The organism is Methylocystis echinoides, assembly GCF_040687965.1.
Taxonomy (GTDB): domain Bacteria; phylum Pseudomonadota; class Alphaproteobacteria; order Rhizobiales; family Beijerinckiaceae; genus Methylocystis; species Methylocystis echinoides_A.
In genome coordinates, this window is sequence record NZ_CP156084.1 from 1207623 (window position 1) to 1224459 (window position 16837).

The 16837-nt window shown below is 57.1% G+C and carries 13 protein-coding genes; all 13 read left to right on the forward strand.

Going from position 1 to position 16837, the window contains the following annotated elements; genetic code table 11:
- Positions 1-273: 273 nt before the first annotated feature.
- The 13 genes from RVU70_RS05805 (at position 274) to RVU70_RS05865 (ending at position 16836) form a co-directional block, all read left to right on the forward strand.
- Positions 274-786: a hypothetical protein gene (locus RVU70_RS05805; RefSeq protein WP_363350134.1), complete on the forward strand. Its 513-nt coding sequence runs from the start codon at positions 274-276 to the stop codon at positions 784-786.
- A 49-nt stretch (positions 787-835) separates the two neighbouring features.
- Positions 836-2245 (forward strand): O-antigen ligase family protein, encoded by a 1410-nt coding sequence (locus RVU70_RS05810; RefSeq protein ID WP_363350136.1) that lies wholly within the window; start codon positions 836-838, stop codon positions 2243-2245.
- Positions 2246-2577: 332 nt separating this feature from the next.
- On the forward strand, positions 2578-3144 hold the full coding sequence (locus RVU70_RS05815) for a transcriptional activator RfaH (protein WP_363350137.1): 567 nt from the start codon (positions 2578-2580) through the stop codon (positions 3142-3144).
- Positions 3145-3263: 119 nt separating this feature from the next.
- Positions 3264-4274 (forward strand): NAD-dependent epimerase/dehydratase family protein, encoded by a 1011-nt coding sequence (locus RVU70_RS05820; protein WP_363350138.1) that lies wholly within the window; start codon positions 3264-3266, stop codon positions 4272-4274.
- A gap of 17 nt (positions 4275-4291) precedes the next feature.
- Positions 4292-5566 carry a Vi polysaccharide biosynthesis UDP-N-acetylglucosamine C-6 dehydrogenase TviB gene (gene tviB, locus RVU70_RS05825; protein WP_363350139.1) on the forward strand — a complete coding sequence of 425 codons (1275 nt, stop codon included), beginning with the start codon at positions 4292-4294 and terminating at the stop codon, positions 5564-5566.
- A gap of 252 nt (positions 5567-5818) precedes the next feature.
- Positions 5819-7543, forward strand: coding sequence for an ABC transporter ATP-binding protein (locus tag RVU70_RS05830; protein WP_363351239.1), 1725 nt, complete (start codon positions 5819-5821; stop codon positions 7541-7543).
- 1 nt (position 7544) lies between these two features.
- On the forward strand, positions 7545-8693 hold the full coding sequence (locus RVU70_RS05835) for a glycosyltransferase (RefSeq protein WP_363350140.1): 1149 nt from the start codon (positions 7545-7547) through the stop codon (positions 8691-8693).
- Positions 8681-9823, forward strand: a complete 1143-nt coding sequence (locus tag RVU70_RS05840) for a glycosyltransferase (RefSeq protein ID WP_363350141.1) — start codon at positions 8681-8683, stop codon at positions 9821-9823. Before RVU70_RS05835 ends, RVU70_RS05840 begins: the two co-directional genes overlap by 13 nt.
- Before the next feature lie 96 nt (positions 9824-9919).
- Positions 9920-11152: a glycosyltransferase gene (locus RVU70_RS05845; protein WP_363350142.1), complete on the forward strand. Its 1233-nt coding sequence runs from the start codon at positions 9920-9922 to the stop codon at positions 11150-11152.
- 129 nt (positions 11153-11281) lie between these two features.
- A complete protein-coding gene (gene asnB / locus RVU70_RS05850; RefSeq protein ID WP_363350143.1) occupies positions 11282-13258 on the forward strand; it encodes an asparagine synthase (glutamine-hydrolyzing) in 1977 nt (658 codons plus the stop codon).
- A gap of 231 nt (positions 13259-13489) precedes the next feature.
- Entirely contained in the window at positions 13490-14521 is a 1032-nt protein-coding gene (locus RVU70_RS05855) for an EpsG family protein (RefSeq protein WP_363350144.1), read from the forward strand.
- On the forward strand, positions 14461-15741 hold the full coding sequence (locus RVU70_RS05860) for a glycosyltransferase family 4 protein (protein WP_363350145.1): 1281 nt from the start codon (positions 14461-14463) through the stop codon (positions 15739-15741). The genes RVU70_RS05855 and RVU70_RS05860 overlap by 61 nt, the downstream gene beginning before the upstream one ends.
- An 18-nt stretch (positions 15742-15759) precedes the next feature.
- On the forward strand, positions 15760-16836 hold the full coding sequence (locus RVU70_RS05865; protein WP_363350146.1) for a glycosyltransferase family 4 protein: 1077 nt from the start codon (positions 15760-15762) through the stop codon (positions 16834-16836).
- Position 16837 lies beyond the last annotated feature (1 nt).

A 16837-nucleotide genomic window follows, 5' to 3' on the forward strand; every position in this document is an offset into this window, starting at 1 on the left:
GCGGCCAAAAGCGAACTTTTTTCCTCGATACGCATATATACGAGGTCGTCGCACGCGACGCTTTCCAAAAATTAACGAACAGAGGCTCTATTACTGTTGCCTTTCGGCAACGTGTAAATAAAAACCCAAGTCCAAATTACTGCCAAGCTTGCGAGCTCAGATGGGCTGCAGTACTTCGGAACGTGTTCCGCATAGGGCGGAAGATTTGCACCGAGCTCGGTAAGGCGGGAGCTGACCCTGCCGAATGCGTAGGCGAACGCCTAAAGGAGCGCGTTGATGAAGACTCTGAAAATTCTTATTGTTAGCCTGTTTGCCGCGACTGCGGCGCAAGCAGCCACCCTCAACGACATCAAGGGCGATGTCCGCGTCAGCCATGGCGAAGGATTTACGGCCGTGAAGAGCTCGGCCGAAGTCGGCCCGGGCGACAAGATCAAGGTCGGACAGAAGGCCGGCGTCAAACTCGTCTATTCCGACGGCTGCAGCATCAGCATCCCCGCCGGCGCGTTGGCGACGGTCGCAAAGCAGTCCCCGTGTTCGTTCCGGGCGCAACTCATCAGCCAGGGTCAGAACCCGGATCAGGTGTGCCAAGGCTCGCTCGACCCGCTCTGCTGCAGCGTCGACGCCAATCCCGGGGCGTGCTGGTGGCTCCCGGCCGGCTTCATCGGCGTCGGCGGCGGCATTGCAGCCGCTCTGGCTTCCCAACAGAGCTCCTCGAGCTCGTTCATTCCGCCGATCGTGAACCCGCCGCTGCCCTCGACTGTCACCGGTCAAAACACCGCCCAATGACGCCTTTCGGCGTTTGCCGCCGCTCGGTTTTTGAACTGGGCGGCGGCTGATGTTTTTCTACGTTACGGCGGCAGGGTTTCTCGCGAGCCTGCTGTTAGGCGGCGCGACGCAGCACGGCTCCGTCTCGGACGCCATCCTTCAGATCGTCTCTGTTCCTTTCATGCTCGTGGCGATCTGGCGGCTGGGCGGCGTCCCGAAATCGACGCCGCTTCGCTGGAGCATTGCATTTTGCGCGGCGATCGTCGCCTTGCCGCTCCTTCAACTTGCGCCCCTCCCGCCGATTTTGTGGACCCATCTGCCGGGGCGGAATGCATTGGCGTCCGCCTACGCGCTGCTGGGCGACCCCCTCGCATGGGCGCCAATCAGCTTGGCGCGTGACGCGACCTGGTTATCGGCGCTTTCCTTACTGCCGCCGCTTGCTCTGTTCCTTGCGGTCGTGACTCTCAACTGGCGCGATCGACGGCGACTAAGTCTCGTCCTCGCCGCCTTCGCTGTCGTCAGCGGGCTCATCGGCCTGATGCAAAAAGCCCAGGGCTCCGACAGCGTTTTCCGGTTCTACGCATCTGTCGACGCCACGCAGCCGTTAGGGTTTTTTCCCAATCAAAACCTTCTCGCGGCTCTGCTTTATTGTGGAGCTATGACCACGACCGCGTGGATGCTCGCATCGCTGAATCCGCGGCGCTCGAACCGCCGCTCGCAAAACCGCCAGACAATGGCCATAGCAGTCGGTTCGGGCCTCGCGCTCCTGACCCTGATTTCCGTCGAGATCGTGACCCGATCCCGCGCCGGCGTCTTCCTCATGTTCGTCGGATTATGCGTGCTCCTCGCCGTTGCTTTCTTCCGCAGTTCTGAAGGCGGGCTCGGCGAGGATGACATCGATGAGGCGCAGTGGCGCTTGGGCCGGCCCGCCATCGGCGGGATCATTGCTCTCGTCGGCGCAGCCCTCCTCTTCGTTGGATGGTCTTCGCTGGGGGCGCTGCTCGATCGCCTTGCACGCGACCCGCTCGGAGACGAGCGGCCCGTTTTCGCGAGAGTCACTTTTCTGGCCGCTGAGGCCTTTCTGCCGGCGGGGAGCGGGCTCGGCACGTTTATCCCAACCTATCAAATGTTTGAAAAGCCAAAAGATCTCTTTGTCATAAGCTACGCCAATCATGCGCATAACGATCTTCTCGAGCTTGCGCTGGAAACCGGAATCGGCGGGCTGTTACTGGTATGCGTTTTCCTTGCCTGGCTGATCATCCGCGCTCGCAGGGCGCTGATGGATGAGCGCCGCCCCGTGACGGCCGATACGTATCTTGTCGATGCGTCCATCGTCACCATTCTGCTTCTGCTCATTCACTCTCTCGTGGATTATCCGCTGCGCACCAGCGCCCTCGCGTCGGTTTTCGCCTTTTCATGCGCCTTGTTGATCGAGCCGCCGGCGGCGGCTCTCCCGCGACGTGCAGATCGACGCAGATAATTCAAAGACCCGGTTTCCAAGCCTGCATGGCGTCGAACGCGCCCCTCACCGCTTGAGGGGCGCCGGCATGGCGCAGCTGGATATTCGTATGCTCGTGTAGAAAGCTTGGCGCGTCGCCTGCGCACGCCGCCCCCGAATAGTCGCAATCAGCCATGAGGAGTTACTCCGCAACAACGGGACTGGGAACTTAACTATGTGATTCAGACCCCTTTTCTCGTTCCTGCGCCGGGCATCCGCCGCGACCCTTTTTTTCTTGGCAAGCTCTGCGCTTGTTCCTAAAAGGATTTGCGGTACCGTTGACGATGAGGCTCGCAAATTGAGAGGAGTCCTAGGTGAAAGGCGGTCGCGGCTCGTCCGAGCCCCTAAGCGAAGGGCAGAGCGCCCTGTCCTCCCCACTTGCTGCATCCGAACGATGGTATGTCGCTCGCTCGCTGCCGCGGCAGGAAGTCAAAGCGATGAACAATCTTCGTCGGCAAGGATTCCAGACGTTCTTGCCGCTTCTGCCAAAAACCGTGCGCCACGCGCGAAAACTGCGTAGCGTTCTCAGCCCCGTTTTTCCCGGTTATTTATTTGTTATTCTAGATTTGGACAGAGATCGTTGGCGCGCGGTCAATAGCACGATTGGCGTCGCCTCGCTGATCATGGCGTTGGAGCGGCCGGAGCCGGTTCCGGCCGGCGTCGTTGAACAGCTTATCGATCGTACTGGCGCCGGCGGCGTGACGCGTTTCGATCTTGATCTCGAGGAAGGGCGATCCGTTCGCCTTCTCTCCGGACCGTTCGCCAATGCGATCGGTTGCCTTGAGCGACTCGACGCAAACGGCCGGGTGAAAGTCTTGCTCGACATCATGGGCGGCAAAGTGTCCGCCTATGTCGACCGATCCGCTCTCGACGCGGCGTAACGCACGCCGCCCGTCCGCGGGAGGCCCCACAGAAAAAGGCAGGGGAAAGCGGCGCGCTTCACCCTGACGGCGGTAGCGTGGACAAAGCGACCGCATCAAGAGGAAGGCCATACTTACACATGCGGCGCGTGTTTATCACCGGAACGGCGGGCTTCATCGGCTTTCATCTCGCTAGGCTTCTTCTCTCGGAAGGGTTCAGCGTATGCGGTTATGACGGCATGACCGACTACTACGACGTCGCCCTCAAGCGGCGGCGTCACCATATGTTACTGGAGCATCCGGAATTTTCCTGCACCGAGGCGATGCTTGAAGATAATGACGCGCTCTGGGGCGCCATTGAGAGGTATTCTCCCGACGCGGTCGTTCACCTCGCAGCTCAAGCAGGCGTGCGTTACAGCCTCGAAAATCCACGCGCTTACATCGACAGCAATGTCGTTGGCGCGTTCAACGTGTTGGAGGCTGCTCGCAGACTGCAGGTGGGCCACTTGCTGATGGCGTCGACCTCTTCCGTCTATGGCGCGAACGAGCATATGCCCTTTACCGAGACCGACAAAGCCGACACTCAGCTGACGGTTTACGCCGCGACAAAAAAGGCCAATGAGTCCTTGGCTCACGCTTATGCGCATTTGTGGGGCCTGCCCACCACAATGTTTCGCTTTTTCACCGTCTATGGCCCCTGGGGGCGCCCGGATATGGCGCTCTTCAAGTTCGTCGAGGCCATCATCGAAGGCCGGCCGATAGACGTCTACAACGGCGGCGACATGTATCGCGACTTCACCTATGTCGACGATCTGGTGCGAAGCATCCGCCTCCTCATCGACGCTGTCCCGCCGCGCCCTGCAGGCGCCGCAGACCACGTGGGCGACTCGCTCAGCCCCGTCGCCCCATTTCGCATTGTGAACATCGGCAATTCGACCAAGGTGCGGCTTCTCGATTTCATCGAGGCGATCGAACGGGAGCTCGGCCAAAAGGCGACCCGCAACTATCTGCCAATGCAGATGGGCGACGTGCCAGCCACATGGGCGGACGCCTCATTGCTCCAGCAATTGACTGGTTATATGCCTCAGACGGATTTTCGTGACGGCGTTCACAAGTTCGTCCAGTGGTATCGCGACTACTATGGGAAATAGGCCCGGAGGGAGCGTCATTGTATTCTTTAAAGGACTTGCGGTTGGCGGTGATCGGTCTTGGCTACGTTGGCCTGCCTTTGGCTGTGGAATTCGGAAAAAAGCGATCAGTCGTAGGCTACGATATCAACTCAGCGCGCATTGAGGCCCTCAAAGCCGGCCACGACAGCACTCTGGAAGTCAGCGACGAAGAGCTGCGCGAGGCGCGGGGATTGCAATTCTCCGCCGACCTCGCCGAGATCGCTGACTGCAACGTATATATCGTCACGGTGCCGACGCCCATCGACGAGCACAAACGTCCGGACCTCTCGCCGCTCATCAAGGCGTCACAGACCGTCGCGAAAGTGCTGAAAAAGGGCGACATCGTCATCTACGAATCCACGGTCTATCCCGGCGCCACTGAAGAGGACTGCGCGCCGGTGCTGGAAGCTGTCTCGGGACTGAAATTCAACGTCGATTTCTTTGCCGGCTACAGTCCCGAACGCATCAATCCCGGCGACAAGTTGCACCGTGTCTCGACGATTAAAAAAGTTACGTCTGGCTCGACCGAGGAAATCGCCGACGTCGTGGACAAGCTCTATGGCGAGATCATCGTCGCTGGAACGCATAAGGCGTCCAGCATAAAGGTCGCGGAAGCGGCCAAAGTGATCGAGAACACACAGCGCGACCTCAACATTGCATTAATCAACGAGCTGGCGATCATCTTCAATCGAATGGGGATCGATACGGAAGCGGTGTTGCAGGCCGCCGGCACGAAATGGAATTTCCTGCCGTTTCGTCCCGGACTTGTCGGCGGCCATTGCATCGGGGTCGACCCTTACTATCTCACCCACAAAGCCATGGCGATCGGCTATCACCCCGAGATCATTCTCGCAGGTCGTCGCCTCAATGACGGCATGGGCGTTTATGTCACCTCCCAATTGGTCAAGGCGCTCATCAAGCGGCGCATCCATGTGGAGGGCGCGCGTATCCTGGTCATGGGCCTCACCTTCAAAGAGAATTGCCCCGATCTGCGCAACACGCGCGTCGTCGACATCATCCGTGAACTCGTGGATTACAATGCGATTGTGGATATCCATGATCCTTGGGCAGACCCCGAAGAGGCCCAGAGAGAATACGGATTGAAGCTCGTCGCTGATCCGCAGGCGGGCGCTTATGACGCAATCGTTCTGGCGGTCGCGCACGATCAGTTCCGGCGCCTTGGCGCGACGATCAGAAGCTTCGGCAAGGACGGGCACGTGCTATACGACCTTAAATATATTCTTCGCCCTGACGAGTCCGACCTGCGTCTCTAAAAGCGTCCCAAGTCTGCTTTTCCCTCCATCAAGCTGTCGGCGGCGACAGGCCGCCGTCGCCTCATCCGAGCGAATTCTTTGCTCTAGGCGATACAGAGGCCATGCAGAAGCAGAAATAGAGGAGATCAGAAAAACTTGACTGCGAACGCCCCGATTGCAGAAGTCTCTCCGCCAATGATCGTTGGCCTAAAGCGCTTGCTCTCGCACCTTTCCAGACGCCGACGTTGGCAGGCTGCATGGCTGTTGGCCGCCATGATTATCGGAGCGATCGCCGAGTTAGCCACCTTAGGGGCCGTAATGCCCTTTCTCGCCTTGTTGGCGAATCCGACCCTGGCCCCCAACTTCCCGCTGCTGCAGAAGCTTCTGGGCGTGGTCGCCTGGAAGGGCGACAACACAATTCTTCCCGCCATTATGCTGTTCGCCGTCGTAGCGCTGAGCGCCGCGGCGATAAGAATGCTTGTCGCCTGGGCCAGCGCCAAATGGATTTTTGGCGTGGCCGCCGACATCGGCATGGAAGTGTATCGTCGCACGCTTTACCAGCCTTACAGCTTTCACGTGTCGCGAAACACCAGTCAAATTATCGCCGGCTTGAACAAAGTGCAAACCATGGCGTTCGACGTCATCAATCCTTTAGTTCAAAGCACCATGGCGTTGGTTATTTCCATTGCTATCCTGTCGGCGCTGATTCTCATCGATCCGGTGACCGCCGGAGTCGCCGGCCTTGGGTTTGCGGCTCTATACCTTCTCGTCACGCGCGTCACCGGCCGCACATTGAGGGCCAACGGCAAGACCATTGCAGAAAACGAAACGCGTCGCGTTCAGGCCGTTCAAGAAGGGCTCGGCGCGATTAGGGACGTTCTTATCGACGGGACCCAAGATATTTACGTCAGACGTTTCTGGGAGTTCGATTCAGCCTATCGCCGGGCGCAAGCCGCGAATAACTTCGTCGGCGGCTCGCCCAGATACCTCATCGAATCGATGGGTATGGTCTTCATTGCTTTCCTTGCGTTTTGGCTGAGCTTGCGCATGGGAGGATTGTCCGCCGCGATACCGGCGCTCGGGGCTCTGGCCATGGGCGCCCAAAAACTATTTCCGCAGATGCAGCAGATCTACTATGGTTGGGCCGGCCTCAGCGGCAGTTCGACCGCACTGGCGGAAGTCACTTCGATGCTCGAACTTCCGATCCCAGAGGAATATTTAAGGCGTTGTCCGGTTGGCCGCACAAGGTTGGAGCAAGGCGTCGCACTCTGCAATGTGAGCTTCCGCTACCGCGAAGACGCTCCGGATGTCGTCGCCGGACTGAGCCTCGACATCCCAAGAGGTTCGCGCGTTGGTTTCGTCGGGAAGACTGGCAGCGGCAAGAGCACCGTGCTCGATCTCATAATGGGCCTTTTGGAGCCGACAAAGGGCCGGATCGAAATCGACGGGAAACTACTTACACGCGATAACCGCCGCGAATGGCAGGCCCGCATCGCGCATGTGCCGCAAGCAATCTACCTGACCGATGCGACCATCGCCGAAAACATAGCTTTTGGTCTCAACGCTCCGGATATTGATCAAGCTCGCGTACGCGAGGCGGCGGACAAAGCCCAGCTTGCCGATTTTATCGAAACTCTGCCCGCTCAATATGACACGCAGGTAGGCGAAAGAGGCGTCCGACTTTCAGGCGGTCAGCGTCAACGCATCGGTCTGGCCCGAGCGCTCTACAAGAATGCCGACGTCTTGGTCCTGGATGAAGCGACGAGCGCGCTGGACGAGGGGACGGAATCAGCCGTCATGGAGGCGATTAACTCACTTGGGGAGGACACGACAGTATTAATGGTCGCTCATCGCACCTCGACTTTACGCAACTGCGACCGGATCTTTGAGCTCAAGAATGGCCGCTTGTTCCGAGAAGGCGCCTATGAACAGATCACGAGAGGCGAAGACGCCGCGCCAGAGAGTTCTAAGTCCACATCATGGGTCATAGATGAATAATATGCATCCGATAGGGAGTAATACGATTATCGATAACGGCCCAACTGTCATGCATGTCGTCACGTCGCTTCACTTTGGCGGCGTCGAAAAGCATATGGAATTGATTTCAGAGGAATTGCTCGCAGCGTCGATGAATCACGTTTTTGTGGCGCTTGGCGGCGGAGGCGAAACCGCGGAACGTTTGAGGGAAAACAGAGCTGAGGTTGTTTGCCTGAATCAACCGGTTCGCATCCCATCTTTTGGAGCGCTCACGCGCTTGTTTAAACTACTGAAGAAATATCGCCCGGTTGTTATCCATACGCATGGAGCGGAAGCAAATTTTCATGGCCTAATTGCAGGATGGCTGGCAGATATCCCCGTGCGAATTGCTGAAGAGATTGGCATGCCGGAGCACGGCGCCAAAGCGAAACTGACGTTTCGTCTCGTTTACGGACTTGCTCATCGCGTTATTGGTGTCTCCGAAATCGTCTCAGCTTGGCTAGAGAACAACAATGAGGTTCCTCGCTCGAAGCTTGTGTGCCTCAACTGCCCGACGAGATTGCCCCGACAGCGAATGACGCGGAACCCCGAATTAGACGCCCAATTCCGGGTTTGCTTTGTCGGCCGCCTCGAGCCGGTGAAGAATCCTTTGGTTTTAATTCCCGCAGCAGTAAAGTTGATCGAACAAGGCATCCCCTTGGAGGTATGGATCATCGGCGAGGGCAGTTTGCGTCCCGAACTTGAACGACAAATAGAGAAGAACGGGCTTACTGGAATAGTCAAGCTTTATGGATTTCAAGCCGATCCTGCCGAGTTTATGCGACGCAGCAGCATTTACGTTCAGCCCTCGTTCTCTGAAGGATGCAGCATTTCATTGGTCGAGGCGATGGGCTGCGGCGTGCCGGTCGTTGTGCCGCGTATCGGCAACGCGCCTGAACTGGTTGAAACGAATGTGTCAGGGTGGCTTCTGGAGGACAACTCAACGGAAGCCGTCGTCGAAGGCTTGCGCCAAGCATGGGACGCTGGACCCCAAAGACTCTTCGAAATGGGCCAGGCAGCCCACAAGACGGTTGAGGGGCGCTTCGAGCCAGCTCGATACGTCCGCGATCTCGAAGCGCTTTACTCGCGCGTCTCCGCGGGAAATAAGGAACGCGTCCGTTGCGAAAGCTAAGAGTTTTACATTGTCTAGAAACCGTCGGCTCTGGCGGCGTCGAGCAGTTGAAGTTGATCAAAGCTCGACAGCTCGACAAGAATCGCTATGAGCAGGCCTTGATTTGCACCCAGGCTATTGGCTCATTGCCTGCGGAATTCGCGCGCGCCGATTGCCCCGTGCATGAAATAGGAGTTTTTTCGAATATTTTCGACTTCGAACGCTATGCCCGAGCGCATCGCGTCGTTCGCGAATTCAAACCAGACATCATACACGGCGCAGTTTACGAAGGCGTTGCAACGGCTGCGATCACAGGGACGTGGGCTCGGGTGCCGGCAATCATTGGCGAAGAGACCTCTGATCCCGTGGGTCGGCGTTTGCGAGGGCATCTCCTTTACAGGACATTGGCTGCACTTACTCATCAAATGGTCGCCGTGTCCCCAAGCGTCCGGGATTATTTGGTGCATGGCATTAAGATCCCGAAGAACAGAGTTACGCTGATCAATAATTGTGCGATGGAGCCCCCAGCAGCAACCGCCGAGGAAATGCGATTGGTGCGAGGGCTGCTCAATATCAAGCCGGACGACGTCATAATTGGATGCTGCTGCCGATTGTTCGACGAGCATAAGCGGGTCAGCGACCTCATCAAGGCGTTCGCGCGCGTACATGCTCTCGAACCTAAATCCAAACTGCTCATTGTCGGGGATGGACCTGACAAAACCAAGCTTTGCGCCTTAGCCGGTGAACTTGGAATAGCGGAACATGTCTTTTTCGTTGGGTATCAAGGCAACACGCGCCCATTTTTTGAAGTTATGGATATTTTCGCACTCGCATCGGCCTATGAGGGGCTGCCGGTTGCCCTTCTGGAGGCCATGTTTGCGCGCCTCCCTGTCGTAGCTACCCGAGTTAGCGGGATACCAAGCGTCGTCACCTCCGAAGCGGGATTTCTTGTTTCGCCTAAGGCTCCAGACGAACTTGCCGATAAACTGCTCGTATTGATTGGCGATCCCGCCCTACGGAAATCCATGGGCGAGGCGGGGTTGCAAGTGGCGCGCGCAAGTTTTAGCGCCGACCGCTATGTTAGGGAATTCGACGAACTTTACCAAAGTGTCGCCGCCGAACGGCTCCGCGTCCGGTTTGCGTCCCGATAATGCATGCCGCCGCGGCAGTGGCGTCCAAGGCTCGAAGCTTTGAGCTAATTAGAGGTCCGACGTTGGGCGCAAACTGAAAAGAGGCAGGTTTCCTTCATGGCCGTTCGAGCCTTGTATGTGACATGGGACGGGCCCCAAGTCTCTTATCTGGAAGGCTTGTTCCTACCGATATTCGCGGGCCTCAGGGCTCATGACATCGAAATTGACGTCTTGCAGTTTACATGGGGGCCTCAAGCATATCTCGAGCGCCAGGAGCAGGTCTGCGACGAAAGCGGGGTGGTCTATCACAGGGTGATCGTGCCCAAAGCGGCCGGCGGCCTGGGTAGCTATCTGTCGGCCGTAATGGGCTCAAAAAGGATTTTGCAATTACGGAAGGACCGCCATTTCGACGTCATTATACCTCGTAGCGTTATGCCTGCGATCGCAACCTTACACGCCGATTGGCGACGATCTGCAGGGCGGGCGCCGATGTTATTTGACGCGGATGGTTTGGCGATCGACGAGAAGGTCGATGCTGGCCAGCTGTCGCCTAGCTCCCTTTCTTACAGAATGCTAAAGTGGTACGAGCGATCAGCCATAAGCGCCGCCGCGGCGGTAATCGGCCGGACTGAGCGCGCCTGCGAAATTTATAGGACATATGACGCGCAACCACGACAAGACAAATACATAGTCGCAGTCAATGGTCGAGACCCAACAAAATTCAAGCCTTCAGCTCCGGCGGAACGTGAGTTGGCGTGTCGCAGACTCGAGATAGATCCGCTCGCTCCAATAATCGTTTACAGCGGTTCTTTTGGAGAGAAATATTGCCCGTTGCAAATGTTTCAACTTTTTCGAGCCATTCTGCAGCTCACGCCAAATGCGCGGTTTCTGATCATGAGCGGCTCGCCGGAGGATGTCTTGACTTATGTAAGAAGCCAGCACCCGGATCTCATTCCGGCGTTGAACATCAAGTCGTTTACGTCTGGGGAAGTGGCCGGCTATCTGGCGGTCGCGGATCTCGGGATCTGCTTATATAAGGACACGTTTGCCAACCAAGCGTTTCAAGCAACCAAACTAGGTGAATATCTACTTTGTGGTCTTGCCACCGCCGGTACCGCAAATGCTATGCGATTCGGGTTGTCCAACGCGTCATTTGCGAGAACGATCTCAACGATGTCGCAAGATGAACTCCAAGCCGTTGCACATTGGTTTGTAAACGACGTACTTCCCGCGCGGACTTCAATTCGAAACCAAGCGCGAGACTTTGGATTAGCGCACTTGACAACCGACAAGACCGTATCGAGCTATGCCGAGGCGATTAAGCGGGCGATCGAGTACAGAAGCAACTAAGATGCGCTCCCGGAAGACGAACGGCCCTCGACAGGAATTCTGCCTTACGCCAGCTTCGACGCGCCTGTCACAATCTATCGCGGACGCCCCTCCGTTGTGTGCGCTAATTATGTTAAGGGTCGAGAACAAATGTGCGGGATAGCTGGCTTCTTCAATGCAGGGCCGCGTTCCTTGAAGGCTGGCGGCCCGGCCCGGTCCCGACTCCAGCCAATGGCCGATGCGATTGCACACCGCGGCCCGGACGCCGATGGATTCTGGAGCGACGACGACGCCGGAATTGCGTTCGCCCACCGGCGACTTTCAATTCTCGATTTATCTCCGGCCGGCGCACAGCCGATGGAAGACCACTCCGGACGCTATGTTATTGTCCTCAACGGTGAGATATATAATCACCTCGAACTGAGGCGCCGAATGGAAAGCCAGCGGGAGCGCTCCGGCTGGTTTGGACATTCTGATACGGAGACGCTTGTCAACGCAATCGCGTGCTGGGGTTTGCAAGCGACGCTCGAAAGCGCCTGCGGCATGTTCGCCTTCGCACTTTGGGATCGGTCCGCCCGTAGATTGACGCTCGTGCGAGATCGGCTTGGTGAAAAGCCGCTTTATTACGGGTGGGCGAATCAAACTCTTCTTTTCGGCTCCGAACTCAAGGCGATCCTAGCGTATCCGGGCTGTGACGATCGCCTCGACCGGGAAGCCATCGCCGCCTATTTGCGGTTCTCCTACATCCCCGAACCCGCCACGATTTACCGGCAGATCCGTAAATTACAACCAGGCCACTTGTTCTCAATTGGAACTGAGTCTGATGCGGCCGAGCCCCGGCCCTACTGGTCTCTCGAAGACGTTGCCCTCGACGGAGTGCGGCAGCGACGCCGGGAGCCCTATGTCGATCTCTGCGAAATGGTTGAGGCGACCCTCACGGATGTCGTCGGATCACAAATGCTCAGTGACGTTCCGCTAGGATGCTTCTTATCGGGAGGAATTGACTCATCGCTTGTTGCGGCGCTGATGCAGAGAACCTCTCGTAACAAGGTGCGAACCTTCTCAGTTGGGTTTGAAGACAAGCGTTTCGACGAGTCTGGCTATGCCCGCCGTGTAGCCGAGCATCTTGGCACCGAGCATACGGAGTTCATCGTCACGGAAGATGACGCGCTCTCGCTCGTGCCGGATCTCACGAACATTTACGACGAGCCTTTCGCTGATACGTCTCAAATCCCCACAGCGCTATTGTCTCGCCTAAGTCGTCGCCATGTCACCGTCGCATTGACGGGAGACGGGGGAGACGAGGTGTTCGGAGGCTACAATCGCTATATTTTTGCGCCCAACGTCTTGCGATATACATCTGTGCTTCCTGAGCCTGTCCGCAAGATGGCCGGCGCGGCGCTTGGTAAATTGCAGTTCGCCGGCACGAGAGAGAAATCAAGCGCCTATGCCGTCGCTTCCTATCTTGGACTTCCGATTACGACGGTCGATAAGTTGTCGCGCGTCGGCGCAGCTATCTCCCATTCATCCGACGCCAAGCGTCTTTATCGGGACCTTGTGAGCACCTTCGTCGACCCCGCCGCTATCATGCTGGGCGGGTCCGAGGAGGCCGCGGGAACTTGTCTCAGCAATGGCGCCGATCAGGCGCTCGGCGCTGAAGAGTGGATGATGGCAATGGATAGCATAAGCTATCTGCCGGGAGATATTTTGGTAAAGGTCGATCGCGCTGCGATGAGCGCGTCGTTAGAGACGCGGGCCCCGTTCTTGGATCGACGCGTGGTGGAACTCGCGTGGCGACTTCCACTTGACGCCAAGATCAATGGGCGCATCGGCAAACGAATTCTTCGCGACATTCTCTATCGCTATGTGCCTCGAGAGTTATTGGAACGACCAAAGCAGGGCTTTGCAATTCCCTTGGACCGTTGGCTGCGTGAAAATCTGCGTGATTGGGCCGGAAGCCTTTTGTCGCGTGACCAGGTCGTGGCGACCGGTCTTTTCGACCCAGACAAGGCTGAGGCGCTTTGGCGCGCGCACCAGCTTGGCAAGGATAACCTCGGGCATCAGCTTTGGACCCTTCTGATGATGCAAGCTTGGCTTCTCCAGCATCGCCCTCGAAGCGCCGGATGACCTGACCGGTTGCCGCTCCGTTCTTCCCAGAGATGGCCGCCTTCGCCTTCGAACAAGTTAGAAAGGCTTGGAACGCCCGAATTGCTGGCCCCGCCCCCTGCAAACCGGTCCAAGACAAAGTGGTCTGCAGCAAGATTGAAATACGCACCTGAAGTCTTTAGAACGACACGTCCAATCCTCGGCGCACTTCGCGAGTGACAAGACCATGACGATGTTCAACAGGCGCGGTCCGTGACATATTTTCTTACGTATATAGCTCTGTTATTCGGCGGGTTATCGACAAGAAAGAACGTAAATCTTCGTGGTATTTTATATTACGCCTGTTTATTTGGACTATTCATTTTTGTCGGGTTTCGGTATAGGGTCGGCTGTGACTGGGGCGGCTACCTCGTCATTTTCAATTCCGCACGCCGCAACGAATTGTTTTCGAGCGGGATCGAGCCTGCATTCTTTGCCGCCAATCAATTCTTACATTATTTCGAACTCGAATACCCGTACATCAACGTTATAGCTTCCGCAGGGTTTTTCGTCGGACTTGGCGCGTTGGCTCGAAGACAGCCTGACCCTCTTAACTTTTTGGTCCTTGCATTTCCAATTCTCATTCTTAACCTTGCCATGTCGGCTCTGCGGCAATCGCTTGCCTTTGGATTTTTATGTTTTGCGTTCAACGCATTTGTTGACAAGCGGCTTGGCTGGTATGTCGGATTCGTGGCGATTGCCATGACGTTTCACACGAGCGCCGGCGCTTTCTTATTGCTCGCGCCCTTCATACGCGGCGACTTCAGCCGCAAGCGCATCGCTTTAGGCGCGTTGCTCGCGTTGCCCGGCCTTTACTACCTGATGACCAGCACCTTCTACGAGATGTACGCGCGACGTTATATCGGGACGGCCACCGAGGCTTTCGGCGCGCCTTTCCGAACCGCGCTGGTCGCCGCAAGCGCCATCACATTCCTTTGGCTGTTCGACCGCAAATGGAAGGAGCTTTTTCCTTCCGATTATAAGATGGTCAAACTCCTCTCATATGCAATGATCGCTGTGTTTCCGATTTCTTTTTTATCCTCTGTCGCGGGGGACCGCTTCGGATATTATCTCTCTGCGATACAGCTCGTCATTCTGGCGCGGTTGCCCTTTATGGTCACCGGCAGGCGATCGACATGGTGGTATATGGCGCCACACATGGTCTTGGGGCTGACCCTGCTCATGTGGGTGCTAAGATCTTCCCTCTTCGAGAAGTGCTACGTTCCATATCAGACGTGGCTTTGATCTCGAGGTCACAGACCGGGCGCCTCGACGCGCTCCGGGGGACGCGCTTTGAAAGCAGCAGCGTCAGGATAAACCGAGACAGTCGAGCCGATCCCTTGAAACTTATCCTCTTCGCGAACACCGACTGGTATCTCTATAATTTCCGCCGATCGCTGGCGGCTGCGCTGCGCGAGAGCGGCCACGACATCCTTCTCGTCTCCCCTCCCGGCCCTTATGGCGAGAAGCTTCAGTCGCTCGGTTTTCGATGGATAGAGGCTCCGATGGATCGCAGGAGCCTTAATCCAATAAGCGAGCTCGCTCTGCTGGCCTGGCTTTGGCGTTTGATGCGGAAGGAGCAACCCGATATCGTGCACGGGTTTACGATCAAATGCGCGGTCTACGCATCATTGATCGGGAGGCTGGTCAAGGCAGGACGGATCAATGCGGTCGCGGGACTGGGCTATGTATTCGTAAATAATTCCATTAAGGCGAGAGTCCTTCGGCCTTCATTGCGGCTCTTGATGCGCGTGGCGTTTGGCGGACCGAAAGCGCGCTTGATTTTGCAAAACCCCGACGATGTGCAGCTATTCGAGAAAGCTGGCATTGTCGGTTTGGAGCAAATCCGCCTCTTGCGTGGTTCTGGCGTCGATTGCCAGCGGTTTCGCCCCCCGAGCGGCGACTCTGATGCGTCTGCGCCGTTGCGCGTGGTTCTGGCCGCTCGAATGTTGTGGGACAAGGGCATTGGCGAGTTCGTTGAAGCCGCGCGAATCTTGAAAGCGGAGGGCCGACCGCTTCGCTTCGTTCTCGCTGGCGTTCCCGATCCCGGGAACCCGGCGGCGATCCCCGAAGAAGCGTTGCTTGCTTGGCAAGCCGAAGGACTGGTGGAATGGCTCGGGCATGTCGCCGACATGCCCAAGCTCCTCGCCGAGGCCGACATGATTGTCTTGCCCAGCTATCGCGAGGGGCTTCCAAAGAGCCTTATTGAGGGTGCGGCGTGCGCCCGCCCCTTGATCACGACGGATGTTCCGGGCTGCCGCGAGGTCGTGACGAACGGAGTGGATGGTCTGTTGGTGCCGGTCCGCGACGCCCAGGCGCTCGCGCGAGCGATCGCACAATTGCAGGACAATCCGACGCTTGCTCGGCGCTTAGGCCAGGCCGCGCGCGAAAAGGCGCTCGCCGAGTTCGACGAGCGGTTCGTTATTCAGCAAACCCTCGCCGTCTACTATGAAATTGCACGCTGAAGGGATCGGGCCGGCTGAATGAAGATGTTGGCGTTGATGAAATATGGAGACAAGGCGGCCAGCACTCGGCAGCGGCTTCTTCAATATGTTCCCTATTTTTCGAGAAGCGGGATCGAGGTGTCTTATTCGTCGCTTTTATCCAACGATTATTTGGAACGCACCTTTCAGGGACAGTCGGCGCCGGTCCTGTCCATCGTGACGGCGTATCTGTCACGGGCGGCGCTCTTGTTGAGAGCAAGTCAATTCGACCTGATCTGGGTGCATTACGAATGCTTTCCTTATATGCCTGGCTTTTTCGAACGTCTTGCGGAGCTCAGCGGGAAGCCAATCGTATATGATTTCGACGATGCGATTTTTCATCAATATGACTCACATCCTCGCGCCGTCGTACGTCGCTTCCTTGGGCTGAAATTGCAGCCTTTATTGAACGCCGCGTCTCTTTGCGTCTGCGGGAACGCCTATCTCGCAAGTTATGCCGAACGCTTCTGCAGGCGTGCGGAAATTATCCCAACCGTCGTCGATACGACGGTGTATTTTCCAAAAAATCCAGCGTCAACTGCAGCGCGGCCGCTGGTCGTGGGATGGATCGGTTCGCCATCGACCTGGCGCTTTGTTCTGCCGATTGTTCCCTTGCTCAGCCGCCTGTCTCAAGAGTTGAATTTGAAAATTCGGGTGATCGGCGCAGGTCCCCAAGATACGGTTCCTCCCAATTTCGAGTTCCTGGGCTGGTCCGAGGAAGCAGAAGTCGAGATGATTCAGGGAATGGACGTCGGGATTATGCCGCTCCCGGACGAGCCATGGGCAAGAGGAAAATGCGGTTATAAGCTGATTCAGTATATGGCCTGCGGCATCCCTGTCGTCGCATCGCCGGTCGGGGTGAACGCCGATATCGTCGATCACGGTCTGAACGGCTTTCTTGCCTCTCAAGAGGACGAGTGGGATTTGTCTCTTCGTCGCCTCCTAGCCGATAGCGGTCTGATAAGAGAGATGGGGGTGCGAGGCAGGGAGAAGGTAATGGAAAAATATTCATTGCAGGCCTATGGGCCGCGACTGGCGGCTTTGCTCTGCGACGTTGCTGGAAAGCCTCTCTCCTGAG